Annotated in this window: 21 protein-coding genes; 5 read left to right on the top strand and 16 right to left on the bottom strand. The window is 61.4% G+C overall.

Features of this window, described 5'->3' with window-relative positions:
- Positions 1-102: 102 nt before the first annotated feature.
- Positions 103-531, bottom strand: coding sequence for a hydrogenase maturation nickel metallochaperone HypA (locus DW180_RS08970; RefSeq protein ID WP_117583629.1), 429 nt, complete (start codon positions 529-531; stop codon positions 103-105).
- Positions 532-627: 96 nt separating this feature from the next.
- The gene (locus DW180_RS08965; protein ID WP_199569965.1) at positions 628-3,405 is read right to left on the bottom strand and encodes an FAD-dependent oxidoreductase; all 2,778 of its coding nucleotides are present in this window, start codon (positions 3,403-3,405) and stop codon (positions 628-630) included.
- Positions 3,406-3,595: 190 nt separating this feature from the next.
- Between DW180_RS08965 and DW180_RS08960 the strand changes: the two genes are divergently transcribed.
- The 3 genes from DW180_RS08960 (at position 3,596) to DW180_RS08950 (ending at position 7,069) form a co-directional block, all read left to right on the top strand.
- Entirely contained in the window at positions 3,596-4,258 is a 663-nt protein-coding gene (locus tag DW180_RS08960; protein ID WP_118238436.1) for a TetR/AcrR family transcriptional regulator, read from the top strand.
- Positions 4,259-4,321: 63 nt separating this feature from the next.
- A complete protein-coding gene (locus DW180_RS08955) occupies positions 4,322-5,329 on the top strand; it encodes a DUF5692 family protein (RefSeq protein ID WP_117806530.1) in 1,008 nt (335 codons plus the stop codon).
- A gap of 237 nt (positions 5,330-5,566) precedes the next feature.
- A complete protein-coding gene (locus DW180_RS08950; RefSeq protein ID WP_118238435.1) occupies positions 5,567-7,069 on the top strand; it encodes a hypothetical protein in 1,503 nt (500 codons plus the stop codon).
- 44 nt (positions 7,070-7,113) lie between these two features.
- Here the strand turns inward: DW180_RS08950 and DW180_RS08945 are convergent, their stop codons facing one another.
- The 4 genes from DW180_RS08945 to DW180_RS08930 form a co-directional block, all read right to left on the bottom strand.
- Positions 7,114-8,466, bottom strand: coding sequence for an ATP-binding protein (locus tag DW180_RS08945; RefSeq protein ID WP_118238434.1), 1,353 nt, complete (start codon positions 8,464-8,466; stop codon positions 7,114-7,116).
- A 158-nt stretch (positions 8,467-8,624) separates the two neighbouring features.
- On the bottom strand, positions 8,625-8,810 hold the full coding sequence (locus DW180_RS08940; RefSeq protein WP_233502909.1) for a hypothetical protein: 186 nt from the start codon (positions 8,808-8,810) through the stop codon (positions 8,625-8,627).
- A gap of 131 nt (positions 8,811-8,941) precedes the next feature.
- Positions 8,942-11,569, bottom strand: coding sequence for an ATP-dependent chaperone ClpB (gene clpB, locus DW180_RS08935; RefSeq protein WP_118238433.1), 2,628 nt, complete (start codon positions 11,567-11,569; stop codon positions 8,942-8,944).
- A 281-nt stretch (positions 11,570-11,850) separates the two neighbouring features.
- Positions 11,851-12,522: a hypothetical protein gene (locus DW180_RS08930; RefSeq protein ID WP_147357387.1), complete on the bottom strand. Its 672-nt coding sequence runs from the start codon at positions 12,520-12,522 to the stop codon at positions 11,851-11,853.
- Between the two features lie 234 nt (positions 12,523-12,756).
- On the opposite strand from DW180_RS08930, the gene DW180_RS08925 reads away from it, so the two are divergent.
- A complete protein-coding gene (locus DW180_RS08925; RefSeq protein ID WP_118238431.1) occupies positions 12,757-13,425 on the top strand; it encodes a hypothetical protein in 669 nt (222 codons plus the stop codon).
- Between the two features lie 269 nt (positions 13,426-13,694).
- Here the strand turns inward: DW180_RS08925 and DW180_RS08920 are convergent, their stop codons facing one another.
- The 5 genes from DW180_RS08920 to dnaK all read right to left on the bottom strand — a co-directional run bounded on the left by DW180_RS08920 (position 13,695) and on the right by dnaK (position 20,581).
- The gene (locus tag DW180_RS08920; protein ID WP_118238430.1) at positions 13,695-15,995 is read right to left on the bottom strand and encodes a hydratase; all 2,301 of its coding nucleotides are present in this window, start codon (positions 15,993-15,995) and stop codon (positions 13,695-13,697) included.
- A 286-nt stretch (positions 15,996-16,281) separates the two neighbouring features.
- Positions 16,282-16,698: a heat shock protein transcriptional repressor HspR gene (locus DW180_RS08915; protein ID WP_089573643.1), complete on the bottom strand. Its 417-nt coding sequence runs from the start codon at positions 16,696-16,698 to the stop codon at positions 16,282-16,284.
- Between the two features lie 72 nt (positions 16,699-16,770).
- Positions 16,771-17,736: a DnaJ C-terminal domain-containing protein gene (locus DW180_RS08910; RefSeq protein ID WP_117770265.1), complete on the bottom strand. Its 966-nt coding sequence runs from the start codon at positions 17,734-17,736 to the stop codon at positions 16,771-16,773.
- Between the two features lie 107 nt (positions 17,737-17,843).
- Positions 17,844-18,686, bottom strand: coding sequence for a nucleotide exchange factor GrpE (locus DW180_RS08905; RefSeq protein ID WP_117770264.1), 843 nt, complete (start codon positions 18,684-18,686; stop codon positions 17,844-17,846).
- Positions 18,687-18,688: 2 nt separating this feature from the next.
- Positions 18,689-20,581 carry a molecular chaperone DnaK gene (gene dnaK, locus DW180_RS08900; RefSeq protein WP_117770263.1) on the bottom strand — a complete coding sequence of 631 codons (1,893 nt, stop codon included), beginning with the start codon at positions 20,579-20,581 and terminating at the stop codon, positions 18,689-18,691.
- A 658-nt stretch (positions 20,582-21,239) separates the two neighbouring features.
- Between dnaK and DW180_RS08895 the strand changes: the two genes are divergently transcribed.
- Positions 21,240-21,425, top strand: a complete 186-nt coding sequence (locus tag DW180_RS08895; RefSeq protein WP_006235216.1) for a DUF362 domain-containing protein — start codon at positions 21,240-21,242, stop codon at positions 21,423-21,425.
- 237 nt (positions 21,426-21,662) lie between these two features.
- Here the strand turns inward: DW180_RS08895 and DW180_RS08890 are convergent, their stop codons facing one another.
- From DW180_RS08890 to DW180_RS10545, 5 genes are all read right to left on the bottom strand, one after another.
- Entirely contained in the window at positions 21,663-22,208 is a 546-nt protein-coding gene (locus DW180_RS08890) for a transcription repressor NadR (protein ID WP_117759114.1), read from the bottom strand.
- Complete coding sequence (nadC, locus tag DW180_RS08885; RefSeq protein WP_117759116.1) at positions 22,208-23,068, bottom strand: carboxylating nicotinate-nucleotide diphosphorylase; 861 nt, start codon at positions 23,066-23,068, stop codon at positions 22,208-22,210. The genes DW180_RS08890 and nadC overlap by 1 nt, the downstream gene beginning before the upstream one ends.
- Before the next feature lie 3 nt (positions 23,069-23,071).
- Positions 23,072-24,448 carry an L-aspartate oxidase gene (locus tag DW180_RS08880; protein WP_233508910.1) on the bottom strand — a complete coding sequence of 459 codons (1,377 nt, stop codon included), beginning with the start codon at positions 24,446-24,448 and terminating at the stop codon, positions 23,072-23,074.
- Between the two features lie 56 nt (positions 24,449-24,504).
- The gene (nadA, locus tag DW180_RS08875; protein ID WP_117759118.1) at positions 24,505-25,530 is read right to left on the bottom strand and encodes a quinolinate synthase NadA; all 1,026 of its coding nucleotides are present in this window, start codon (positions 25,528-25,530) and stop codon (positions 24,505-24,507) included.
- A gap of 236 nt (positions 25,531-25,766) precedes the next feature.
- Positions 25,767-25,925 (bottom strand): hypothetical protein, encoded by a 159-nt coding sequence (locus DW180_RS10545; protein WP_233545241.1) that lies wholly within the window; start codon positions 25,923-25,925, stop codon positions 25,767-25,769.
- Positions 25,926-26,485: the final 560 nt, after the last annotated feature.

Here is a 26,485-nt window from a genome sequence, read left to right as displayed (position 1 = left end):
AGGAAGCGGCTCAGGGCGATATACGCCGTGATGCGCGACCGGGTGCCCTACCGGGAGTAGCCCCGACGGTTGACAAAACTATAGGAACACCCAACGACTAAGTTAGGCGATGTGGAGGGGGTTGGCGGCGTCGACGGCATCGGGGGCATCGGATAGGCCGTCGGGGGCAGCGTCTGTCGGGTCCTCGTCGGGGGTCTCGATCTGCTTGATCATGACCTCCTGGCCCTGCAGCAGATAGGTCTCGCCGCTACCGCAATGGGGGCAGGTCTTGCCGTGCTCGACCGTCGCGTAGTCGCAGCCGCACGCCTCGCAATGCGTCACGGCCTCGACAGGCTCCACAATAAGCTCCGCGCCCTGCGTGATAGGCTTTTTATCTGCCGCCCAGCGCCAAGCATCAAGCAGCAGATCGGGAACGACGCCCGAGACCTCGCCCAGGAGCAGCGTCACGCTCGAAACGCGACTCACGCCATTGGCGCGCGCCACGTTCTCAACATCGCGAATAATGTGATAAACGATTCCCAATTCATGCAAGGTAGAAACCTTTCAACAACGGTTGATGCGATGCAAACTCAAAGCAAGGGGACGGCGAAATCTAGTCTGCGCCGTCCCCTTACCCGCCATGGTTACCTATTTACGACCGAACTTGATTTTGATTGCACGCTTTAAAGCATACTTGCCAAGGCTCGGGAGCTTTTGCTCGTATTTGACCATCGTGGAGCACTCGGGGCGATCGCGATCCAGATGGATGGCATCGAACGCGCACTTGGTGGTGCACAGGCCGCAGCCGATGCACTTGTTGGGGTCGACGATTGAGGCACCGCAGCCAAGGCAACGGGCGGTCTCGGCGCGCACCTGCTCTTCGGTAAAGGTCTCGACGTACTCGCTGAAGGGCGCGGCCTTCTCGCGCTCGTGGTCCACGTGGGCAACCTCACGGCTCGCGTTGTCATAGCTCTCGATCACGACATCGTCGCGGTCGAGCGCGGCGTAGCGGCGCTGGTTGCGGCCGATGGTGAGCGTGGAGCCCGGCTGCACAAAGCGGTGGATGGACACCGCAGCCTCGTGACCGGCGGCGATAGCGTCGATGGCGAAGCTGGGACCGGTGTAGACGTCACCACCCACAAAGATGTCGGGTTCGGCGGTCTGGTAGGTCTGGGGATCGGCAAGGGCACCCTGACCACGGCCAAGCTCCACCTTGGAGCCAGCCAGCAGGTCGCCCCACACGATGGACTGGCCGATGGACATGACGACACGGTCAGCATCGACACGGCGTAGATCGTTCTCGTCGTACTCGGGCGCAAAACGGCCTTCGTCGTCAAAGACACGCGTGCAGCGCTTGAAGGTGATACCGCACACACGACCGGCCTCGTCCAGGTGGACCTCCTTGGGACCCCAACCGCAGCTGATGTGCGCGCCGTCCTCGATGGCCTCGCGACGCTCTTCCTCGCTGGCGGGCATCTGTGCCTCGCTCTCCAGGCAGAACATCTCAACGTGCTCGGAACCCAGACGGCAGGCGTTGCGGGCAACGTCGATGGCCACGTTGCCGCCGCCCACCACGATGGTGCGGCCGGGCAGCGCGTCAATCTTGCCGCTGTTGACCTCGCGCAAAAAGTCGACGGCCACGGTCACACCCTCGGCGTCCTCGCCCGGAATGTCGGCAAGGCGGCCGCCCTGGCAGCCAATAGCCACGTAGAAGGCCTTAAAACCCTGCGTGCGCAGCTCATCGAGCGTCACGTCACGGCCGACTTCCACGCCATAGCGGAACTCGGCACCCATCAGGCGAATGATCTCGACCTCGGCCTCGATAACATCCTTCTGCAGCTTAAAGCTGGGAATGCCGTAGGTGAGCATGCCACCCGGGCGCTCGTTTTTCTCGAACACGACGGGCTTGTAGCCCTTCTCGGCAAGATAGAAAGCGCAGGACAGACCGGCCGGGCCGGCACCGATGATGGCAATCTTCTGGTCGAAGCCGCCAGCGCGCGTCGGCGTCACCACGGGCGGGACGTAGCGGGTCGCAGCGTCCAGATCGCGCTGGGCGATAAACTTCTTGACTTCGTCGATAGCCACGGCGGCGTCCACACGACCGCGGGTGCAGGCATCCTCACAGCGGCGGTTGCACACACGGCCGCAGATAGCGGGCAGCGGGTTCTCGCGCTTGATGAGTGCCAGTGCCTCGTCATAGCGGCCCTGCGCCGCGAGCTTCAGATAGCCCTGAACGGCAACGTGCGCGGGGCAGGCCGTCTTGCAGGGCGCCGTGCCGGACTCATGCGTCTCGATGCGGTTGTCGTTGCGGTAGTTGGGCGACCACTTGGTGTGGTCCCACTTGGTGGCATCGGGCAGCTCCTGGCGCGGATACTCGGGCACCTTGCCGCCGGCCTTTTTGCTGCAGAGCTTCTGGCCGAGCTTGGCGGCACCGGCCGGGCACACCTCAACGCAGCGACCGCAGGCTACGCACTTGTCCTTCTCGACCTTGGCGACATAGGCCGAGCGCGACAGGTTGGGCGTGTTGAACAGCTGCGAGGTGCGCAGGGCGTAGCACACGTTGACGTTGCAGTTACAGATGGCGAAGATCTTGTTCTCGCCGTCGATGTTGGTGATCTGGTGCACAAAGCCGTTGTCCTCGGCCTGGCGCAAGATGTCGTAGACCTCCTCGCGCGTCACATAGTGGCCGCGGTCGGTCTCGACCACATAGTCGGCCATATCGCCCACGGCAATGCACCAGTCGGCGGGGTCGTCGGCGCAGCCCTCGCCCATCACACGACGGCTCGCGCGGCAGCTGCAGGTGCTGGCGGCATACTTACCCTCGTATTTGTCGAGCCAATGCTCGATATGCTCGATCGGCACCGACGTGCTCGCGGCATCGATGGCCTTCTCAACCGGAATGACATGCATGCCGATGCCGGCACCACCGGGCGGCACCATCGGCGTGGCCTTGGACAGCGGTCCCTTGGACGCCTGCTCAAAGAACTTGGCATAGACCGGGTGCTCCTCGAGCTGGCTCACGCGCATGTTGAGGAACTCGGCGGAACCCGGCACCAGCATGGGCAGCACCCACTGCTTGGCGCGCTCGGGATTTTCCCAGTTGTACTCGAGCAGACCCGTGTAGCTCATGTCGTCGAGCATCTTCTCGATATCGGCCTCGGGCATGCCGGTGAGCTTGACCATCTCGGGCAGCGTATAGGGACGGCGCATCTTCATCTTGCAGAGCACTTCGGCCTGCTCGTCGGTTGCGGCCTCGGCAAACGACCAGTACTCGTAGCCCAGCAGCTCGTCGCGATGCAGCAGGCGGTTGGTGCAGTGCTCACACAGCTTGACAATGGCCTCGCGCGGATGCTCCGGCAGCGGCGGCACGAACTCCGCGCCGATATCGGGCTCGGTGTAGCTAATCCCCGGTCCGTTGAGAATCATGGTTGTCCCTTCTCTTGCCGCAGCCCGACGAGGCCGCAGCGCCCCTCTTTTTTTGCAGGCCGGGCATGCCCCCCATGCCGTTCACCCGCCATTGTTGACATTGTGTCAAAAACAGTATTGACGAACCGTCAACAATATTCAAGACTGTTAGGTGAACGGTCGGGCTCAAACGGACGAAAGGCGGCAAAACATGGGCAACAACACAGCAGATACCTCTGTGGCCGACGCCGTCCCCGCGCCCGACAGCGCGGCAAAGCGCTTGACGGGCGACGAACGCCGTCGCGAGATCCTCGATGCCGTGCGCACCGTAAGCTCCGAGCTGGGCGTGTCCCACTTATCGGTATCGGCCGTGACCAAGCGAGCCGGCTGCACGCGCTCGCTGTTCTACCACTACTTTGCCGATATGGACGCCGCCGTCACCGCCGTCATGGACGAGGCAATCGACGGTTTTATCTCCGAGCTCGAGCAGTGGAATGCCAGCCGCATCGTCGGTGATATCGAGGGCGCACTCGACACCGTCGCCCCGCTCTTTAAGCGCCTGGTCGCCAGCGGCCACGAGCTGCCGAGTACGCTCACCTCGAGCAGCGGCGCGCTCTACGGCGGCTTTTTGCACAACGTGGTCCAGCGCGTGGCACAGTATATCTGCGACACCACCGTGGTGGATTTTGTCGCCCATCACGAGCTGCGCATCGACCATGTCTACGAGACGTTCTACACCCTCATCATGGGACTGTTGATGTATATCCGCACGCACCCCGATGTGCCCGACGAGACGGTCAAGGAAATCATCGCCTCGACACTCCACATCGAGGGCTATACCGCCAAGTATCCGGAGCGCAAGCCCCAGAACTGACGACATTTGTCCAAACTGCCCGCGATCGGAAGAGGGGCCGCGGGCGTGTGAAAGGAGAGCAGCATGCTGTTCGATGTTTGGGGTAGCGATACCCTTATCCACTGGGCCGGCTGGGCCATGGTCTTTATTGGCCTGATCGTGCTCAACGAGGTCGGCCGCCGCACCAAGCTGGGCGCGGCCATCATCTTTGGCGTGGCTCCGCTGGCCATGACCATCTACTGCGTCGCCATCGCCATCGGCGTTTCGCAGGGCGCCGAGTGGGCGCTCACCAACCCCACCCATGTGTACCAGAACAGCTGGTTCCACTACGCCAAGGTCTACGCGGCGTTGGCCGGTTGCTGGGGCTTCATCGCCATTAAGTATCAGTGGGGCAAGATCGGCAAGGCACACTGGTTCCGCGCGTGGCCGTTTGTGATCGTCGCCATCAACATCATGATCGCCGTCGTGTCCGACTTTGAGAGCGCCTATCACTTCTTTGTCCTGGGCCAGTCCACTTGGGTCACCTCCGAAGGTGCTACGCAGCTTGCCGGCTGGAACAACGTGTTCAACGGCATCGCCGGTATCATCAACATCTTCTGCATGACCGGTTGGTGGAGCGTCTACGCCTCCGAGGACAAGACCGACATGCTGTGGCCCGACATGACCTGGGTCTACATCATCGCCTACGATATCTGGAACTTCTGCTACACCTACAACTGCCTGCCCACCCACTCCTGGTTCTGCGGCTTTGCGCTGCTGCTGGCGCCCACCGTCGCCGCCTTTATCTGGAACAAGGGCGGCTGGATCCAGAATCGCGCCTTTACGCTTGCCATTTGGTGCATGTTTGCCCAGGTGTTCCCCTACTTCCAGGAGGAGTCCATCTTTGTGACCCACTCCACGCTCGACCCCGGCGCCGCTACCGCGGTCTCGATCGCCGCACTGGTCGCCAACGTCGCCGCGATCATCTACATCGCCTACCGCGCCAAGAAGCTCGGCCGCAATCCCTACAAGCAGGATGTCTTTGAGGGCACCAGCGATTGGGAGAAGGCCACCGCCCGCCGCGCCAAGGTGGATTACGCGCACGCCGAGTAACATGTTGGTCGCTGTTGGCGCTTGGGCATAGGCCCGCCCGCCAGGATTTTCAATCCAATGTCTCGCAGAGCCCCCGGAAAGCGTTTCGCTCGCTTTTCGGGGGCTTTTGTCGTTGCGTCCCTATTCATCTATTCAAAAACATGCGCATATATAAAATCGGATTTCAAATCATGCGGCGGCTCTATGGGGTCCCGTTTTTGGGTACAGTGTTGTCCCGATATTGAGCTTGGGGGATATATGAAAGATGAGACGACAGGCCAAGAGGACGCGGCCCAAGATGCAGAAGCGTGTGCCGAGGCCCTGGAGAGCCTAGACCAGATCGCGCTGGCCGAGATTGCATTTGACGATTCGAGCATTGATGTGCAGGATGAGCCGGAAATCGAGGCGCAGCCCGATGATCAGGATGCAAAAGACGATGGCGCCGCGCCCACCGAAGACGAGGCGGGGCACGAGGAATCCGAATGTGAGGCCGACGACCAGACCGAATCCGATACGAGCGAGGAAACCATCTTGCTCGACAGCTTACCGACCGAGGATTCGCTGACCCGCGAGCTCCCCGGCCTAGGTTCTGCTCCTGTCGTGGACGAGACCATCGCCATGGGCGATATTCCCCTACCGTCCGTTCCTTCGGCACGCGAAGCCGAGGTTCGTCATCGCAAGATGTCGCCCAAGCGCCGCAACCTGATGGTTGCCGGCGTTGTGGCCGTCGCGCTCGTCGCCGGCGGCGCAGGCTACGCAGCCTGGAACGGATACCGGCAAGAGCAGGCTGCCATCACCGCCGCCAATGCCCACACGATGATGTCGGTGCAGATTGGCATACATGCCGCGGGACTCGACTGTTCCGCCGGCTCCAAGATTCCCGTACAAGTGAGTGGCCAGGATTCTGACGGATCCTCCGTGAGCGAAACACTCTATGTTGACGAGCACGGCCGTGGCATCAAACTGCTACCCGGTGACTACACGCTCTCCATCGCCGCCTCCCCCATCACGTCCGACGGTACCGTCTATACCGTGCCGACCACCAAGGCGCAGGTCACGATCAAGAGCGATGGGCAGGATTTGAGTGCCCAGGCCACCTTTAAGCTCAAGGTGCCTTCGGCCGACACGGTGACTGACGACCAGATCGATGCCGCCGCCAAGTATGCCGAAGAAGGCGGCGCGAGCTCTGCCGCCGCGGCAAAGATACTCCAGCAGGCGGCAATTACGCGCCGCGATGCCGCCGCCAACGCCGTAAGCGCAAGCGAGGCACAGTCCGCCCGTGATGCCGACGCCCGTCACAAGGCAACCGACCTCTACCAGCTCGATATCCCCGTCGAATGGTACGGCAAGGTCGAGACTTGGCAAAATGGCAGCACGCTGTGCATCTATCTTGCCGGCGACACGAACACGCCGATTGTGACGCTCGTCGCGGTGCGCGAGGGCGAGAGCTTTACGCCCGATGAGGGCGATACGGTTTTGGGTGCGGCCAACCTAGGCAACGGTTATACCGTCTACGCCAGCGGCCCCGTCTATCCGTACGTGGTGCCCCAGACCATCAACGGACGGACGCAGAATCCCGTGTCAACCTACCCCATGGACACGGCCATTGAGCTTGTCGAGCTTACGACCGGCAACCGCTACACCTATAGCCAGATCAAGAACGTACTGGTCGGCAAAGAGGGCAAAGCCGACGCCGCGACCAAACTCGAGACCGCCTACCTCGCCCAGATTCTGATGCCGAGCATCAAAGCCCAGGACTAGCGGACCATGACACCTGAGTCCTGGCCTCGCAAATCCATAGACGATTAGGAAAGGAGCCACTTCCATGCGGGCACAGCATGTACCACGCCGTGTTTGCATGGAATATCGGCCTGCTCATCCATGGTAACGATTGCCGACTCGCCAAGATCAAACTGGGCCATCGCGGCATCGAGCGCGGCAATTTCGCGCTCGCGCGTTTTCTCGCTTGTCATATCCACACTTACCTGAATCAGGCCGTAAGCCTGCATGAGCAGTGCATCCCCAGCCACAAAGTCCACCTCATGGCTCTTGCTCTTCTCTTTGATCAGCAGGCGGCAGACCGATCCGATCCTCACCGCGGGAGTCCTTCTTCTTAGCGCGTTGAACACTGCGGTCTCGAGCCTCTGGCCCTGGTCCAATGCCGATGCGGGAGAGAATGCTCCAAACATCGCGGGATCGACAGCGTAGACCTTAGACGCAGACCGCATGTTATTTGCCAGTGAACGCGTGAACTCCGGCACGGAGAACAGCAGGTAGGCATCCTCATAATACTCAAGTAAGTCGCTGAGCGAATTACGACTGACGGGTATCTGCCTGCTCTTGAACTCGTTGTACACTTTGTTCACCGACAGCTCTCGTCCCGAAGATGCCATACACCGCGTTAGGAACAGCGATGCCAGGCGAGGGTTCTTGACGTCGTAACGCTCAACGACGTCCATAGCGACCGTTCGCGAAGCATATTCCTGTAGCAGCTGAATCGCGTCTGCGGGCGTCTGCTCAAGCGTCGCGATGAATCCCCCTCGTTCAAGATATCCGATCAGATGATGTCGAAGCAGCGCTGCATCGCTTGGGGAAAAGGTCGCATCTGGCTCGAAAACGCTCCCCGTCTTATATCGAACGTATTCCGAAAAACTCAACGGAAAAAGCTCTCGTATAAGAGAACGACCCCTGAACTCGCTCTTAAGTTCTGAGGACAGCATCTTAGAAGAAGATCCCGTCACGTAAACGGTCGCCTTCTCCGTATCGACCACGCGTCGCAGAAACGCACCCCATTCGGGTATTTCCTGGATCTCGTCAAAGAAAAGGTAGGCGCCCTCGCCTCGAGCAGCAGGATATAGTGCATAGAATGTATCGAGCACGTCCGCCAGCAGCGATGGCTCATACGGGCGCAAGCGCTCGTCCTCAAAATTAAAGTAAAGCATCCGGTCAAGCTCGACGCCCCGGCCCCGAAGCCGCTGCATCTCCTGATACAGGCGATACGTCTTTCCACAACGGCGGGCCCCCACAACCACATTTACGATGTTGTCGCGCTTTGGCTCCTGTGGGTTTCCCAGATCAAGGTCTCGCTCAAAGACCTGTGGAACCCCCTGCTGTTCAAAGTCCTTTATTTTCTGGGCGATCAAGTCGTTGAATGCCATGATTCTCCAATCTTGCTCTCTAGCTAATCAAAATTATACCGATTCTTGATTAGCTAGAGAGCAAGATTACGTGCAACTTGATTAATAGAAAATCAAGTTTTGCTGTTACCGAGCATCAAGGTCCAAGACTAGCAGCCCGCGACACCCAAATTAGCTACTTAACGCCAGGGGTCAGCTTCGAACATTGGCTCGCGCTCGGGGCGGCGATCGCTGTAGGGATCGTAGCCGTCGTCGTCCTCGTTCTCGGCGCGGATGTAGGGATCGCGCGGCTTGGGTGCCGGCTTAGGCGCAGGCTTGGGTGCGGCATCGGTCGCCGGCGCGCTTGTCTTGATCTCGTCTTTCATCTGCATAGCTCCTTGCATCGCATCCGTTCAGCATCATCGATTGTCGCACGAAAAAGGGCGGCGGACCCCATTGGATCCGCCGCCCTTGGCGTTTAGAGACGGCTGGTAGATTTTAAGGCATGCCCAAAAGCCTACTCGGCGTCGGGGACCTCGTAAGTGGCCGCCGGCGTGTTGTCGCACACGACGGTAAAAGCACCGTCCTTGTCGACATCGACCGTCACCTGATCTCCCTCGCGCACCGTGCCGTCGATGATGGCGGCGGCGATGGCGTCCACGACCTCGCGCTGGACCAGGCGCTTGAGCGGACGGGCACCGAACACGGGGTCCAAGCCACCCACGGCGAGCATCTGCTTGGCCGCCGGGGTGATGGCAAGCGTCATGCGCTCCTTGGCCAGACGCGCGCGGACGTCGGCGAGCTGGATGTCGACGATCTTCTCGATCTGCGCCATGCCGAGCGGATGGAACACCACGATATCGTCGATACGGTTGAGGAACTCGGGGCGGAAGGTCTGAGCCATGGCGGCGTCGACCTGATGGCGCATCTCCTCCTCGTCCTTACCGGACAGATCGGCGATGGCCTTGGAGCCCACGTTAGACGTCATGATGATGATCGTGTTCTTGAAGGACACCTGGCGACCCTGGCCATCGGTCAGACGGCCGTCATCAAGCACCTGCAGCAGCACGTTAAAGACATCCGGATGAGCCTTCTCCATCTCGTCGAGCAAAATCACGGAGTACGGACGACGGCGCACGGCCTCGGTAAGCTGGCCGCCCTCGTCGTAACCCACGTATCCCGGAGGCGCACCGATCAGACGTTGGACGCTGAACTTCTCCATGTACTCGGACATGTCGATACGCACGAGCGCACGCTCGTCATCGAACAGGCACTCGGCAAGCGCCTTGGCGAGCTCGGTCTTGCCCACGCCGGTGGGGCCCAGGAAGAAGAAGCTGCCGATGGGCTTGTCCGGATCGGAGAGGCCCGCACGGCTGCGACGCACGGCCGCGGCGACAGCGGAGACCGCCTCGTCCTGGCCGATGACGCGCTTATGCAGCTCGCCCTCCAAGCCCTTCAGCTTGTCGAGCTCGCCCTGCATCATCTTGGAGACGGGCACGCCGGTCCAAGCGCTCACGACCTCAGCGATCTCATCGGAGGTCACCTGCTCGTTGAGGCCCTCGCCGTCCTGCTGCTTTTGCGCCTCGAGCGCAGCCTCGGAATCCTGAATCTGCTGCTGCAGGCCCGGAATCACGGAGTAGCGCAGCTCGGACGCACGGCCCAGGTCGCCGTTGCGCGTCGCACGCTCCTCTTCGCTCTTGGCCTCGTCGAGCTGTCCCTTGAGCTCCTGCACGTGGTCGATGGCGTTCTTCTGGTTGAGCCAGCCGGCCTTTTGCACGTTGAGCTTTTCTTGGACCTCGGCAATCTCTTGGCGCAGGGCCTCCAGACGCTCCTTGGAGGCGTCGTCGGTCTCCTTCATGAGCGCCTGCTCCTCGATCTGCAGCTGGGTGAGCTGACGCGTGGTGGCATCGATCTCGACCGGCATGCTGTCGAGCTCCATGCGCAGGCGGCTTGCCGCCTCATCAACCAGGTCGATGGCCTTATCGGGCAGGAAGCGGTCGGCGATGTAGCGATCGGAGAGGTCGGCGGCCGCCACGAGCGCGCTATCGGTGATATGCACGCCGTGGAAGATCTCGTACTTCTCCTTGAGGCCACGCAGGATCGAGATGGTGTCCTCGACGGTGGGCTCGGAGACCATCACGGTCTGGAAACGACGGGCGAGTGCCGCGTCCTTCTCGATGTACTTGCGATACTCGTCGAGCGTAGTCGCGCCGATTGCGTGCAAGTCGCCACGGGCAAGCGCCGGCTTCAGGATGTTGCCGGCGTCCATGGAGCCCTCGGTGGCACCCGCGCCCACGATGGTGTGGAGCTCATCGATGAACAGGATGACCTTGCCTTCGGACTTTTGGACTTCCTTGAGCACGGCCTTCAAGCGGTCCTCGAACTCGCCGCGGTACTTGGCGCCGGCGACCAGCGCGCTCATGTCGAGCTCGATGAGGTCGCGGTCGCGCAGGGTGCTCGGTACGTCGCCGGCCACGATTCGCTGAGCAATGCCCTCGACGATGGCCGTCTTGCCGACGCCCGGCTCGCCGATAAGCACGGGGTTGTTCTTGGTGCGGCGGGACAGAACCTGAATAGTACGACGGATCTCGTCGGTACGGCCGATGACCGGGTCGAGCTTGCCGGCGCGAGCCAGATCGCAGATGTTGCGACCGTACTGCTCCAACGCCTCAAACTGCGTCTTGTCCTCGGCAGACGTCACGCGGTCATCGCCGCGCAGTTCCTCGTAGACTTGCTCGATGCGCTCCTTGGTCACGCCGGCGCCACGCAGCACGCGACCCGCCTCACCCTTGTCCTCGGCAAGTGCCATCAGCAGATGCTCGGTCACCACAAAGCTGTCGCCCATCTTGGTGGCCTTTTTCTCGGCCTTCTCGATCACGCGAACGAGCTCGTTGGACAGGCCCATCTGCTGACCCTCGCCCGACACCTTGGGCGCATGGTCGATGGCATCTTGTGTGGAGCGTGCGAGCTGAGCCGGGTCGGCACCGATGCGCTCGATGATCACGGAGATATTGCGCTCGCCGGCACCGAGCAGGGCAGACAGCAGGTGGATCGGCTCCACCGCGCCGGCCTGTGCATCGGCAGCCGTGCTCATGGCGGTCTGCAGCGCCTCGCGCGACGTCATTGCTAGCTTATCGATTCTCATGGAATCACCTCTCTTGGGGCGGCCGCCCTACGGGGCGGCTTCACGTTGTTCGAGAAGTATTGTTGCCAGCTTTACGCGATCTTATACACAAATCTAAGTCTCTATATATAAGATTTTCTGAGTGAATTACGGATAGGGTACTGAGATGTCAGCCCGCCGCTGCCCAGGCGCGCTACCGTCTCGATCTGTAACATCTAGCAGCCATTTTTGATCCTAGATGTTACAGATCGAGACAGACCGAAAACCACCACAAAGAGGCACCTTTGTGGTGGTCGCGGTCTCTACTCCTTCGCCGAACCCGTACTTCCCGATTCGACGGTCCAGGGCATCTCATCCTCGAACAGCCATGTACGGGCAGACCCACTATCGCGTGCAGTCTGCGGGTCAGGCAAGCAGGTCTGTTTATAGGCATCTTGGATACACTGACCCATAAAATCGTTGAGCTCGGTCTGGTTGCCCTCCATGACATAGGCGACATCGCCGTCCATGATGTAGATGCCCGGACCCTCATTGCCCTCGTAGCCCGGATCGTACGAGACATCACATAACTTTGCGCCGTTTGCAGTGTCCAGCTCGATGGACGAGTGGCATCCGCCAACCATGTCGTTCGCTTTTGCCCGATAGGACGCATATCCGTACCAACGCTTAAATGTTTTGCCCTTGAGTAGCTCGGACGCCCTATCGATCAGGCTTGTATCCGTGGTATAGCGCATGGCCCCAAGCTGAATACGCGGATAATTGCTAATACCCAGCACAGCCGGCTGCTCATCAAAATCAACGGTAATGGTCTCGGGCTTGTCGTCGCCGGTCAGAAGTTCGACAGATTGAGTCACAGGCTTGACCACCGGCTCCGTCACCGCAGCAGGTAGAAATGCCATACCGACAGCGCCCGCGCCAACCACAGCGATCGCAAGCGCCAAGACAATCAATCCAATACGGGCAGAACGGCTCACGGCAAAACACCCCACAATGCAAACCTTCGCCACCTGCACTAATGATACCGCCAGCTAACACTATTACCAAAAGGAGCTGCGCGCTCCTCACCACCACAAAGGGGACAGGCACCTTTGTGGTGGTTTTAGACGCTAACGGTCGACCATCTCGCGCCATGAGATTAAACTTGAATTGTTCTCTGAACATATCCATTTCTGCCTATCCTCAACAGATCTTTGTCTCGAGGAGCGCATATGAAGCCGTCTCATTCCACCGGTCGCAACGTCATTACCATTTTCGCCATACCCATCGCGATGTTCTTCTTTATCGTCGTCACGCCCTTTTCCCTTGGTATCACCTCGCCCTTCGATTTATGCGGAATGGTCGACGCCGGCTCGCGTGCCACCTCGCTCTCCTTTATCTGTCGCGGCGTGTTTTACGAAGATGGAATTCCCACCGGAATTTGGCAGTCAAAGTTGCCACTGCTCGGTCAGATCGACGGATGCTCCCCCTATTTCTGCCTTGGACCTCAGGCGCTAAACTATCTAATCGACGACCAGCCACTCGACTCCATCACCCTCGCCTACGACTACGCACCAAACACCGATGAGCGCCACATGAACCAAGTCCTCGACAAGATGCTTGGACAGTGCGGGCTCACCGAGGAGGCCGGTCGAACCATCTATAGCAACCAGAAATTAAAGCGAACAGAACTCCGCCGTGTCGGAAAAATCAAAGGGCGAAACGGGGCCGCCTACTGGGATGCCTGGGCAACACGCGACAAGGGCGAATTCGGACACAGCACCTATATGGTCACTGTCTGCACCAAAGACGGAATTAAGGACAATGTTGACGATTTCGCGTCATCCAAACTCGGCATCCCCAAAACAACCAAACCCGCCAACCCGGATGAAATCCTGTAGGGACATTTATTGAACTGTCCCTCAACGAGCGCGGCAATATCGAGCTCGCCCCACCACCACAAAGGCGCCTGTCCCCTTTGTGGCGGTTTTCGACAAAAAGAAGCCGCCCCATTAAGAGAAGCGGCTTCAAGCAAGTCTTTTTTAGCGTCCCTCAAGACCCAACGAGAACGCAGAAATGTAGCCCGGGGCTTACCCTTTCCCGAACGCGACCCTCGCGAAGCGCGTGAGCGAGCGGGAAAGGGTAAGCCCCGGGCGGACAATTAAGTGCGTTACTCGGCAGCGGCCTTGAACTTGTTGTAGTTGATCAGGCAGCCGGCCTTAACGATGGCACGCTCCTCCGCTGTCATATCGGCAATATAGAGCTCGATCTGCTCGACCGCACCGTCGGCGCGCACCACATAAGCGGCGATGTCCTTTAGGTCACCATCGAGCGCGGCACGGATACCCGGCACGAAAACGTAGTCGCCCACCTCAAAGTTGGGCTCCGTCTCCATCTGGAAGGGCACCATGCCCCAGTTCATCACGTTGGAGCGATAGCGCTTGGTGGCGTACTCGTGAACGATGTTGGCCAGGCCGCCGATCACGCGCTGGCAGCTCGCGGCCTGCTCACGGGCAGAACCGTCACCGGGCTTCTTGGCATAGAGCATGGAGCCGTACTCGGTCGCCTTGGCATCGGCCGCGACACCCGCGCCGGCCAACGCCTCAAACACGCCGGCAAGCTCGGCATCGAGTGCCGCCAGGTCGCCTGCGGCCTCGCCGGCCACGCGGCGCTTCTCCACGGCGTCGACCTCCTTGGAGCGGCCCACGTAGGCCGGGTCGCGACGGCTCAGCGTAAACTCGGCCAGGCCCAGCGGGTTGGAGCGGAAGGAGCTCGTCTCGCCCGAGGGAATGAGCTCGTCGGTCGTAGTGACCGGGTCCATGATCTTGGAGCACACCTTGAGCAAGATGTCGTCGCCGAGCGGCTCCATCGCGGGCCACGGCTTGATGTTGGGGCCTTCGACCAGCTCGTCGGCAGGCTCCGCCTTGCCAAAGCCCCAGTACACGCGCTTTTTGTACGGCGCATCGTCAAAGGTGTACTCGCAGGCCTCATCCCAAGTCTCCTCGGGCAGGTCGGTCGCCGGCGTCAGGACGCCGCCGTTGGCAGCCGTCGCCGCAATGGAGCGGGCGTCCATCAGGGCCACGGCGCTCAGCTGGCCGTTGCCCGGCTTGGAACCCTCGCGGTTGGGGAAGTTGCGCGTGGTGTGGCGGATCGAAAGGCCGTTGTTGGCGGGCGTGTCGCCGGCACCGAAGCACGGGCCGCAGAACGCCGTGCGCACGATCGCGCCGGCCTCCATAAGGTCGTAGATATAGCCGCGGCGTGTAAGCTCGAGTGCCACGGGCTGGCTCGTGGGATAGACCGACAGCGAGAACTCGCCGCAGCCGGTGTTGGCGCCCTTGAGCACGCGGGCAGCCTGGACTACGGAGTCGTAGTTGCCGCCCGAGCAGCCGGCGATAACGCCCTGCTGCACGTGCAGCTTGCCGTCGACGATCTTGTCGAGCAGACTAAAGTGTGTCTTGCCCTCGCCGATCTTGGCGGCCTCGAGCTCAACCTCGTGCAGGATGTCCTCGAGGTTCTCGTTGAGCTCGTCGATCTCAAAGCCGTTGGAAGGATGGAACGGCAGCGCGATCATAGGCTTGATGCTCGACAGGTCGACCTCGACGCAGCCGTCGTAGTAGGCGACATCGGCGGGCTTGAGCTCGCGGTAGTCGTCGCCACGGCCGTGCATGGTCAAAAACGCGTGCGTGTCGTCGTCGGTTGCCCAGATGGAGGAAAGGCAGGTGGTCTCGGTGGTCATGACGTCGACGCCGTTGCGGTAGTCGGTCGTCATGCTCGCGATGCCGGGGCCCACGAACTCCATGACCTTGTTCTTGACATAGCCCTTGGCAAAGACGGCGCGGATAATGGCGAGCGCCACATCGTGCGGGCCGACGCCGGGGCGCGGGGCGCCCGTGAGGTAGATGGCCACGACGCCGGGATAGGCGACATCGTAGGTGTCGCGCAGCAGCTGCTTTGCCAACTCGCCGCCGCCCTCGCCCACGGCCATGGTACCCAGGGCACCATAGCGGGTGTGCGAGTCGGAACCTAGGATCATCTTGCCGCAGCCGGCGAAGTTCTCACGCATAAAGGAGTGGATGACGGCGATGTGCGGCGGAACGAAGATGCCGCCGTACTTCTTGGCAGCCGAGAGGCCAAAGACGTGGTCGTCCTCGTTGATGGTGCCGCCCACGGCGCACAGCGAGTTATGGCAGTTGGTGAGCACGTAAGGCAGCGGAAACTGCTCCATGCCCGAGGCGCGCGCCGTCTGGATGATGCCGACAAAGGTGATGTCGTGGCTCGCCATGGCATCGAAGCGAATCTTGAGCGCCTCGGGGTCGCCGGACGTATTGTGTGCCTGGAGGATCGAATACGCGATGGTTCCGCGTTTGGCATCCTCGGGCGCCTGCGTAATGCCACGCTCAGCAGCCTCGGCCACAGGCACAACCTCGCTACCGCCGCGCAGGTAGATGCCGTCCTCGTACAGCTTGACCATACTGTCTCCCACTCTGCCCAAAAGATTTGGGCGCATAGCATACATTCGTTCAATATCGTGCCATAGAACGGTTGCCAGCGGGTTACGAATCTGTACGTTCACTTTATCTCAGTAAAGCAAAGAACGAGTTGGGTGCCGGGGGCAGACTTAGACGCCGAAATGACGAGAGTGGATAATCTCCCACTTTGAGCCTGCAAACAGGCCAAAAACGGGAGATTATCCACTCTCATTCTGCGGGCACTCATTTAAGTCTGTCCCCAATGAGTGCCCGGCAGCGTCGGCGGAGCTATAGGTCGCTACCCGTACCTAGCAGCTTGCGCATGACTTGCTCGGGGTTGACCGAGCCGTCGCGCGGGGCCAGGGCGGTGATCTTCTTCTGCATCTTGTACTCGTGCAGCTCGTCCTCGAGCTGGCGCACGCGTGCGCGGAGTTTTTCGTTCTCGCGCTCGCGCTCCTCGGCACGCTCCTTCATATCGAGGATGCGCACCACGCCGGCAAGGTTGATGCCCTCGTCAGTCAGCTGGTTGATGAGCTCCAGGCGCTCGATATCGGCACGCGAATACAGACGCGTGTTGCCGCCCGAGCGCTGGGGGTTCACCAGGCCCTTGGACTCGTAGACGCGCAGAGTCTGCGGATGCATGCCGGTCAACTCGGCCGCCACGCTGATCATGTACAGCGGTTTATTCCTATTGTCCTCGGCCATGCTACCTGACCCCTTTCCGTCTCGTTATCGTCCATCATAAGCCCGCGGGCGCGGGTGTGCGCCACGACCGCCCTAGTACGTCGCCTTGTAACGATTGACCTTCTCGCGATAGTCGCGCGTGTCGGCCTCGCGCAGCTTGGTCATGGCATCGCGCTCATCGTCGGACAGGTTCGTGGGAACCTGCACCTTGATCTCGACGAGCAGCGCGCCCGTGCGGCCACGGTGCTTAACATCGGGCGCGCCCATCTCCTTAAAGCGGAACTTCTTGCCCGTCTGGGTACCCGCGGGCACTTTCAAACGGACCGTCGCACCGCCGGGCGTGGGCACGTCCACCGTGCAGCCGAGCGCCGCCTCGTAGACCGAGACCGGTACCTCCATGGTCACGTCGGCGCCTTTGCGCCTAAACAGCGGATGCTCCTCCACATGCGTGGTCACGACCAGGTCGCCGCGCTCGCCGCCGGCAACGCCATACTCGCCGCGACGTTTGTAACGCAGCTTGCCGCCGTCGACCGCGCCTGCAGGCACCGAGACCGTAATGGTCTGCTGCTCGCCTGTCGAGGGAATGCGGTAGGTGACCTTGTGCGTCACACCGCGAAACGCGTCCTCGGCCGTCACATCGACGGTCAGCGACAGGTCGCCGCCCTTGCGAGCGCGGCTGCGGCCAGCGCCGGCACCGGCAGCGCCCGCAGCCCCGGCAAAGCCCGAGCCCCAATCGCTGCCCCAGGCGCCGTTGCCGCTAAAGATGCTGTCGAAGATGTCGCCCCAGCCGCTGGCACCAGCGCCGGCACCGTAGCCGCCGCCATACGCGCCGCCCGCGCCCGGCATGCCGCCAAACATGAGCATCTGGTCGTACTCTTTGCGCTTCTTCTCGTCCGAAAGCGTCTCGTAGGCCTCGCTAATCTCCTTGAACTTGGCCTCGTCGCCTCCGGCATCGGGGTGATATTTTTGCGCGAGCTTGCGAAACGCGCTCTTGATCTCTTTGTCGGAGGCGCTCTTGGATACGCCCAGGATGTCATAGAAGGTTTTGCCTGCAGCCATCGTAGCTCCTCTCCTGTTTCATCCGCCGCCCAGCGGGCGGCGGCTCATGCTTTCATATGGCACTAGGCCAGAAAGGGCCCCGGGTGTTGCCCCGGGGCCCTTCTCAATTACTCCTCGGTGCTCTCGGCCGTATCGGCCGTAGCATCCTCGGGCGCCGCTTCGGGCTCCGGTGCGGGGCGCTTCTCGCCACCGTAGGTCACCGTCACCATCGCGGAACGCAGGATGCGATCCGCCATGCGGTAGCCCTTCTGGTACACGTCGTTGACAGTCTCGTCGTACTGCGATGCGTCCTCGACACGCCCCACGGCCTGGTGCTCGAGCGGATCGAACGCCTCGCCCTTGGGGTCGATGGGCTCAACGCCCTCGTGCGCAAACACATCGAGCAGCTTGGCATGCACCGCATCGACGCCATCGACGAACTGCTTAAAGTCGTCGGAAAGCTCCTGGCTACGGGCATGGTCGATCGCGCGCTCGATATCGTCAATCACCGGCAACAGCGCGGTAACAAGCTTCTCGGTCGCGCGCTCGCGCTCGGCGATACGCTCATTGGCGGTGCGGCGACGGAAGTTCTCCCAGTCGGCCTGCAGACGGGCGGTACGCTCGGTGGCGTCCTTTGCCTTGTCCTCGGCGGCCTTCTGAGCCTCTGCCGCAGCATCGAGCTCATTGCGCACGTCGGCAAGCTCTTTCTGAGCCTGCTCGAACTTGAGCTTAAAGTCGTTGTCGGCGGCTTCCTCACCGGCGCGGATAGCGGCTTCCACCATCTCGTCCTCGGTCATCGTCGCCTCCTTGTTGGAATCCTCTACCTGGTTCTCGGCAGCCTCGGCGGCCGGGGCCTCGTTGGCCACGGTATCGTCAACGGCCTCTACGGGAATCTTCACGTCCTTCTCCTCAGAGTCAACGGGGGCGGCGCCAGCGGCGGCCGCCTCCGTGCGAGCTTTACGGGCGGACATGATTATTTGTCCTCGTCGTCCACAACCTCGTAGTCGGCGTCGACAACGTCATCGTCGGCAGGCTGGGCGCCAGCGGCACCGTCGGTCTGCTGCTGAGCGTCGGCGTAGACAACCTGGGCCAGCTCGTAGGCCACGGACTGCAGGGACTCGCCGGCGGCCTTGATAGCCTCGACGTCAGAACCCTCGAGCGCCTTCTTGGCGTCGGCGATAGCGGCCTCGGCCTTGGACTTCACGTCGGCGGAAACCTTGTCGCCCAGCTCGTTGAGGGTCTGCTCGGTGGAGTAGCACAGGCTATCGGTCTGGTTACGGACCTCGACCTCTTCCTTCTGCTTCTTGTCCTCCTCGGCATGAGCCTCGGCGTCCTTGACCATACGATCGACTTCGTCGTCGGACAGGGCGGTGGAGCCGGAGATGGTGATCTGCTGCTCCTTGCCGGTGCCCTTGTCCTTAGCGGAGACCTTGACGATGCCGTTGGCGTCGATGTCGAAGGTGACCTCGATCTGCGGCACGCCGCGACGGGCAGCCGGGATACCGGTCAGCTGGAACTTACCGAGCGACTTGTTGTCGCGGGCAAGCTCGCGCTCGCCCTGGAGCACGTTGATCTCGACGCTGGTCTGGTTGTCGGCAGCGGTGGAGTAGACCTCGGTCTTGGAGGTCGGGATCGTGGTGTTGCGGTCGATCATCTTGGTCATGATGCCGCCCATGGTCTCGACACCCAGCGACAGCGGGGTAACGTCGAGCAGCAGGATGCCCTCGACGTCGCCGGTGAGCACGCCGCCCTGGACGGCAGCGCCGTCGGCAACGACCTCGTCGGGGTTCACGGACATGTTGGGCTGCTTGCCGGTCATGGTCTTGACGAGCTCCTGGACGGCGGGCATACGAGTGGAGCCGCCGACGAGGATGACCTCGGTCAGATCGGAGAGCTTGAGCTTAGCATCGCGCAGGGCGTTGGTGACAGGCTGCTTGCAGCGCTCGAGCAGGTCACGGGTGATCTTCTCGAACTCGGCGCGGGTCAGCGTGTAGTTGAGGTGCAGCGGGCCAGACTGGTTCATGGTGATGAACGGCAGGTTGATGGTGGACTGCTGGGCTGCGGAGAGCTCCTTCTTGGCGTTCTCGGCGGCCTCCTTCAGACGCTGCAGGGCCATGGGGTCCTGACGCAGGTCGACACCGTTCTCCTGCTGGAACTTATCGGCCATCCAATCGATGACGCGCTGATCCCAGTCGTCGCCGCCCAGGTGGTTGTCGCCCGAGGTGGACAGAACCTCAAACACGCCGTCGGCGAGGTCGAGGATGGAGACGTCGAAGGTACCGCCGCCCAGGTCGAAGACCAGGATGCGCTGGTCGGTGCCCTGCTTGTCCAGGCCATAGGCAAGAGCAGCAGCAGTCGGCTCGTTGACGATACGCTTGACGTTGAGGCCGGCGATCTTACCGGCGTCCTTGGTGGCCTGACGCTGGGCGTCGTTGAAGTAGGCCGGGACGGTGATGACGGCGTCGGTGACGGTCTCGCCCAGATACTTCTCGGCGTCAGCCTTCATCTTGGCGAGCGTCATGGCGCTCACCTGCTCGGCGGTGTAGTCCTTGCCCTCGATATCGACGACGGCACGGCCACCCTGGCCCTCCTTGACCTCATACGGCACGGTCTTGATCTCGGAGGTGCACTCGGAGTACTTGCGGCCCATGAAGCGCTTGATGGAGAACACGGTGTTCTTGGGGTTGGTGACGGCCTGGTTCTTAGCGGCCTTACCCACAACGCGGTCGCCGTCGGCGCGGAAGCCCACGACGGACGGGGTGGTGCGGTCGCCCTCGGCGTTCACGATAATGGTCGGAGAACCGCCCTCGAGAACGGCCATTGCGGAGTTAGTAGTACCAAGGTCGATACCAAGAATCTTACTCATTAGAAATTCCCTCTCTCTTTTGCGTTCGCGCCGCCTCGACGATCTGTCGCGCGGCGCTTCGGCTTGTCTTTCAGGATGTAGTGTATCCCCTTATGGGCCGGAATATACAAAATCTAAGTCAATTCATATAAGATTTCTTATTGTTGAGAGTTTAGGTTCTTAAATGCGCAGGTAGATGCGCTGAATGAGTTCTCGGCAAATCTATTGAGATCTATGTAGAGATGGCTGAGGTTTGCGTCCGGGGGTGCCTGGGGGCCGTCTTGCGGCAAGCGCATCCCGGTTTGAGCGTAGATTCCGGGTCGCAGTTTCCGTCTGAAGGCTCAACCGGAAACCGTATCCCGTTTTGAGAGCTGATACCGGGTCGCAGTTTCCGCTAGCGGGCCCAACCGGAAACTGCGACCCGGTTTTCGGCCAAATAACGGGATGCCCTTTCCGCAGGCGCGCTCAATAGGTCAATATTACAAGTCACCTATAGCTAACATTTGCGCAGCTCAACGGCCCCACCTGCGCGTTTTTTAGTAAACCTTGGCATACTCGGCGAACGGTATGAAGATGCCGGCCAGAGGGTATTGCAAACGGTCGCTCCCGTGGTATGTTTTTGCCCGAATCAAACCGGCGCGCATCGCCTGTAGCGTCGGTCAACAGAGAGGAAACTACCATGGCTCATCCCGTAATTGATGCCGACGAGTGCATCGCTTGTGGCGTTTGCGTCGACTCCTGCCCCGCTGGCGTTCTGGAGCTCCAGGACGTCGCTACCGTCGCCGACGAGGACTCCTGCGTCGCCTGTGGCGCTTGCCAGGACGCTTGCCCCGCTGGCGCGATCACCGAGATCGTCGAGGAGTAACAACTCCCCCACTTGCACACTCAAAAGTACACCGTGCACAAAAAGGAGGCTTCCGCATCGCCGCGGAGGCCTCCTTTTTTGTGCGGATAATTAATTTGGCACCGTCACAGGTTGAGCTCACGTCAGCGAAAACGCCCCTAAGCGAGCAAGGTGACGTGAAAGAGGAGGGAAGCGTACTTTTGTACGCGACCGACGATTGAACGTCAGATTGCCGCTTAGGGGCGTTTGCAGCGTCGGCTACGATAGATCGTCCTCGTAGGGCATGAGGTCTGCCAAGTAACCCTTCTCCTTGAGCATGGCCTCGATCTCGTCGAGGGTTTGCTCGTCCTCCGCCGCGATGCGATGGAAGTGATAGCCGCTCGTCACCGTTAGTAGCGGAAAGCTCTTGCCGCTCTCGATATCGTGCAGGTAGCGCTCAACATCGCGACGATTGCGGATGTCCAGGTCGGCCGTGATCTTACCGTACACGCGGTGATTGACGATCACGTTGAGCACGGCGCCTCCGGCGTCGACGATACTCGTAAGCTCATCGCCTGTCTGCTCCACGCCGTGGCGAACCTTGACCAAGCGCGTGGGCACGGCGGGGCTACTCGCGGCTTCCTGCAGCACGTAACCGCGGTTGGTTGCCACGACATCGTGCCCATCGGCACGCAACAGGGCAATATCCTGAACCACGACCTGACGGCTCACGCCAACCTCGCGGGCAAGTGCGCTGCCCGAAACGGGCTCCTTGGCTCCTTCGAGCACGCCCATGATGGCACGGCGACGCTCGCGGGCGTTCATTATTTACCGTCCAGCAGACGCAGGTGCTTAAGCGAGAGGTCGAGGATCGGCGCAGAGTGCGTCAGGGCGCCCGAGCTAATAAAGTCAACGCCCAGGTCGGCCAGGGCGCGAATGTTGTCGGCGTCCACATTGCCCGAACACTCGGTCTTGGCGCGACCGGCGATAAGCTCGATGGCGGCGGCCATGTCGTCATGGGTCATGTTGTCGAACATGATAATGTCGGCACCGGCCTCCACGGCTTCGCGTACCATGCCCAGGTTCTCGCACTCAATCTCGACCGTCGTGGTAAACGACGCATGGGCGCGCGCCATCTCGATCGCGCGCGTCACGCCACCGGCTGCATCGATGTGGTTGTCCTTGAGCATGACGGCCGTCGACAGGTTATAGCGGTGGTTGCTGCCACCGCCGATCTCGACTGCTGCCTTCTCGAAGACGCGCATGCCCGGCGTGGTCTTGCGCGTGTCGACAAGCACGGTCTTGGTGCCCTCGAGCGCGGCCGCCATCCGATGCGTGTAAGTAGCGATGCCGCTCATGCGCTGCAGGTAGTTGAGCGCCACGCGCTCGCCCGAAAGCAATACGCGCGCGTCGCCGCGCACCTGGCCCACGTGGTCGCCGGCGTGCACCTCGTCGCCGTCCGCGACATCAAACAGCACCGAGCTCTGCGGATCCAGCAGCTCAAAAGTGCGAGCGAACACATCCAAGCCGGCGATGATGCCATCGGCCTTGGCGATGAGCTCAACGGTAGCGGGGCGCGCCGTAGGGCACACGCTCGCCGTACTCACGTCCTCAAACGTGATGTCCTCGCGCAGAGCCTGCAAAATCAGATCATCGACGACGAGCTTCATGGTAATGGGATTCATGGTCTACTCCTCCACGGCCTGCGTGCCGGCGGCACGGGCCAAATCATCGATTGCAAGGGTCTCGGCGCTCAGGGCGCGGTGACGTCCGTCAAGCGCGGGCTCACCGGCCTGCTCCACGGTCAGCGACTCGCCGGTGCGCATACGCCAAGCAGCGCGGCGGCCCCAAACTAGGGACTCGAGCAGGCTGTTAGAAGCCAGGCGGTTCTTGCCGTGCACGCCATTGCAGGCCGTCTCGCCGGCGGCGTAGAGCTCGGGCATCGAGGTGCGGCCGTCCTTGTCGACCCATACGCCGCCCATAAAATAGTGCTGCGTGGGTGTGACAGGGATGGGCTCGTCCAGGATGTCGCGTCCGTCCTCCAGGCAGCGCGCACGGATATTGGCAAAATGCCCGGTCACCACGTCGCGCTCGACGGGGGCAAAGCTCAGCCACTCGTGCTCGGTGCCGTCCTGCTTCATCTGCTCGCGAATAGCGGCGGCGACCACGTCGCGCGGCTGCAGTTCGTCGGTAAAGCGCTCGCCGGCGGCATTGAGCAGAATCGCGCCTTCGCCGCGGCAGCTCTCGCTAATCAGGAAGGTGCGGCCCGGCTGCGGAGAGAACAGTCCCGTGGGATGGATCTGCACGTAGTCCAGGTGCTCCATCGTGATGCCGTGCTCCTGCGCGATGTAGCAAGCGTCACCGGTGAGCTGCGGGTAGTTGGTGGAGTGATCGTACACGCCGCCGATGCCGCCCGTTGCCCACAGCGTATGGCAGGCATGAATCTTAAACGGCTTACCGGCATGCACGTCCTCAGCGGCATTTGCCAGCTCGTCTGCGGGGCGAGCTGAATCGTCCTCGTCCACGGCTACGGCGACGACGCCGGTGCACACCGTGGCGCCGTCACGCTCGGCCGTTAGGATGTCGGTCATGGCCACGCGCTCCAAAATCTGCACGTTGCCCAGCTTGCGAACGGCCTGGAGCAGCTTGGTCGTGATCTCCTTGCCCGTAATGTCGGCATGGAAGGCAATGCGCGGGCGGCTGTGCGCGCCCTCGCGAGTAAAGTCGAGGCTGCCGTCGGCCTTGCGCTCAAAGTCCACGCCCATGGCCAACAGGTCGTTGATGACCGAACGGCTCGAGCGGATCATGATGTCGACGCTCTCGCGGCGGTTCTCGTAATGGCCGGCGTGCATGGTGTCCTCAAAGAAGGCATCGTAGTCAGAGCCTTCGGGCAGCACGCAGATACCGCCCTGCGCGAGCATCGAATCGCACTCGTCGACGGCGCCCTTGGAGAGCATGATTACGCGCGTGCTCGTCGGCAGATTGAGAGCCGCATACAGGCCCGCCACGCCGCAACCGGCAATGACGACGTCGCACTCCATGTCGGAGTATTGTTTGGTTTCCACAGGAATCCTCTCCCTTGTAATGTGGCATAAGGGATGGCCCCTCATGTCACATTGGCTTAGCGCGCCGCGTACTCGAGCATGCGGTCGAGCGTGAGCTTGGCCTGATCGGCGACCTCGTCCGACACGCCAATCTGCACCTCGCCCTCGCCCGTCTCCAGGCAGCGCACGAGCTTTTCGAGCGTGATGAGGTCCATGTTGACGCAGGTGGGCTGCACCGCGGGGAAGTAGAACTTCTTGCCGGTGCCCTGGCAGCGGCGCTCGAGCTCATAGAGCACGCCGCGGACCGTCACGATAATGAACTCGCTCGCGTCGGACTCCTCGGCATACTTGATGATGCCGGCGGTGGAGCCGATGTAGTCGGCCTCGGCCAGCACGTCGGCCTTGCACTCGGGGTGCGCCAGCACGAGCGCGTCGGGGTGGGCCTCCTGCGCATCGACGATCTGCTCGACGGTAATGATGTGGTGGCGCGGGCAGTAGCCGTTGTTGAGGATGACGTGCTTTTGCGGCACCTGCTCGGCCACAAAGCGGCCCAGGTTCTGGTCGGGAATGAACAAGATGTGCTGCTGTGGCAGCTCGGAGACGATCTTGACGGCGTTAGAACTGGTAACGCACACGTCACTCCAGCTCTTGATCTCAACCGTCGAGTTGACGTAGCAGACGACAGCCAGGTCGTCGCCGTACTCGGCGCGCGCCGCATCGACCGTCTCGCGCTTGACCATGTGCGCCATGGGGCAGTCCGCACCCGGCTCGGGCAGCAGCACGGTCTTGGTGGGGTTGAGCAGCTTGGCACTCTCGCCCATAAACTCCACGCCGCACAGCACGATGGTCTGCTGCGGCAGGCTCTTGGCGAGCTTTGCCAGGTAAAAGCTGTCGCCGACGTAATCGGCAACGGCCTGGACCTCGGGCGCCACATAGTAGTGCGCCAGGATCACCGCGTCACGTTGGGTTTTTAGTTGCTGAATGGCCTCGACGAGCTCTGCGGGCACCAGTGCCGCGCGCTCCGTTGCCGTCGTTGCCGATGCTAGGCCGGCCGCGATATCGCGTGCAAGCTCCGATGCATCCATGTTCGCGCTCTGTGCCATCAAGGCCCCTCTCTTTTGGCGAATCTTGGGGCTTTAGTATGACACCTGGCTTTACAGCTGACAAGACAGCTGTAAAGCCAGGTGTAAAGTTGGAATAAAGATTCAATCTTGGGGCGGGTCCATTTTCGAACTGGCAAGCTGAGGACAGCCGAAAATGGACCCGCCCCATGATTCGGGCAGCCCGTTTTGTCCTGGACCAAGGGGCAGTGGTCAAAAAGGGCCAAATATGAGTACTGTCACCAAATTAGTAGCATCGATTTTCCGGTCCAGAGCAGCAAAATCGCCTTGTTTGGAGCCCGATCGCGACTCTGAAGAACGAAAATCGATGCACTTTTGGCCTCTGGCACCGATTTTTGAGGCCATTTGGCTGCCACCAAACTGGTAACAGTACTCATATTTGGCCCTTTTTGACCACCGGGTTTCCGGCAGGCCCCAAAAGCGGGCCCGAATCGCTCGATCCGGGCCCGCTGGGGGTAGCGAGCACAATCGAGGTGTAAGAAGCAAGAGAGGGCCATCGCCTAGAATCGTCAGCGCCTAGATATTCAACGAGAGGAAAGACAATGGTCCGCAGCGACATGCTACCCCAGCCGGACCGGGGGCTCGGCCTCGACCGGCCCCAGACCGAGGCATTTCACCGACGAGTTCAAGAGGAAGATAGTCGATCTCCACAACGCCGGAAAGCCCAGGCGCGAGGCCATGGACGAGTGCGACCTCGACAAGAGCACCGTGGAGAGGCGGGTCAAGTCGATAAACGAGACCGGCTCGCCGCGCGCCGCCGACAACCGCACGCCCGAGTAGAACCGGATCCTGGAGCCCGAGCGCGAGAACCGCAGGCTCCGGATGGAGGTCAACGTCTTAAGACGAGCGGCGCCAGCATACGCTCGGAAGTCAGGGCCATGGCGGCCAACGGGGGGCCGCTGCCCCATATCGGCGCAGCGCTGGCATCGAGGCCTTC

Source organism: Collinsella sp. AM16-21 (assembly GCF_003471905.1).
Lineage (GTDB): Bacteria > Actinomycetota > Coriobacteriia > Coriobacteriales > Coriobacteriaceae > Collinsella.
Note: the sequence above shows the minus strand (reverse complement) of the source record. Positions and strands in the feature narration are given on the sequence as shown.

Bases quoted from the DNA above. Each gene is read 5' to 3' on its own strand.
- DW180_RS08910 (WP_117770265.1), bottom strand. From the start codon at position 17,736: ATGGCTGCAGGCAAAACCTTCTATGACATCCTGGGCGTATCCAAGAGC.
- clpB (WP_118238433.1), bottom strand. From the start codon at position 11,569: ATGAGAATCGATAAGCTAGCAATGACGTCGCGCGAGGCGCTGCAGACC.
- DW180_RS08890 (WP_117759114.1), bottom strand. From the start codon at position 22,208: ATGAACGCCCGCGAGCGTCGCCGTGCCATCATGGGCGTGCTCGAAGGA.
- DW180_RS08955 (WP_117806530.1), top strand. From the start codon at position 4,322: ATGCTGTTCGATGTTTGGGGTAGCGATACCCTTATCCACTGGGCCGGC.
- DW180_RS08965 (WP_199569965.1), bottom strand. From the start codon at position 3,405: ATGATTCTCAACGGACCGGGGATTAGCTACACCGAGCCCGATATCGGC.
- DW180_RS08905 (WP_117770264.1), bottom strand. From the start codon at position 18,686: ATGTCCGCCCGTAAAGCTCGCACGGAGGCGGCCGCCGCTGGCGCCGCC.
- DW180_RS08945 (WP_118238434.1), bottom strand. From the start codon at position 8,466: ATGGCATTCAACGACTTGATCGCCCAGAAAATAAAGGACTTTGAACAG.
- DW180_RS08925 (WP_118238431.1), top strand. From the start codon at position 12,757: ATGAAGCCGTCTCATTCCACCGGTCGCAACGTCATTACCATTTTCGCC.
- DW180_RS08895 (WP_006235216.1), top strand. From the start codon at position 21,240: ATGGCTCATCCCGTAATTGATGCCGACGAGTGCATCGCTTGTGGCGTT.
- DW180_RS08960 (WP_118238436.1), top strand. From the start codon at position 3,596: ATGGGCAACAACACAGCAGATACCTCTGTGGCCGACGCCGTCCCCGCG.
- nadA (WP_117759118.1), bottom strand. From the start codon at position 25,530: ATGGCACAGAGCGCGAACATGGATGCATCGGAGCTTGCACGCGATATC.
- DW180_RS08950 (WP_118238435.1), top strand. From the start codon at position 5,567: ATGAAAGATGAGACGACAGGCCAAGAGGACGCGGCCCAAGATGCAGAA.
- DW180_RS10545 (WP_233545241.1), bottom strand. From the start codon at position 25,925: ATGAGTACTGTTACCAGTTTGGTGGCAGCCAAATGGCCTCAAAAATCG.
- DW180_RS08915 (WP_089573643.1), bottom strand. From the start codon at position 16,698: ATGGCCGAGGACAATAGGAATAAACCGCTGTACATGATCAGCGTGGCG.
- DW180_RS08940 (WP_233502909.1), bottom strand. From the start codon at position 8,810: ATGAAAGACGAGATCAAGACAAGCGCGCCGGCGACCGATGCCGCACCC.
- nadC (WP_117759116.1), bottom strand. From the start codon at position 23,068: ATGAATCCCATTACCATGAAGCTCGTCGTCGATGATCTGATTTTGCAG.
- dnaK (WP_117770263.1), bottom strand. From the start codon at position 20,581: ATGAGTAAGATTCTTGGTATCGACCTTGGTACTACTAACTCCGCAATG.
- DW180_RS08920 (WP_118238430.1), bottom strand. From the start codon at position 15,995: ATGGTCAAGCTGTACGAGGACGGCATCTACCTGCGCGGCGGTAGCGAG.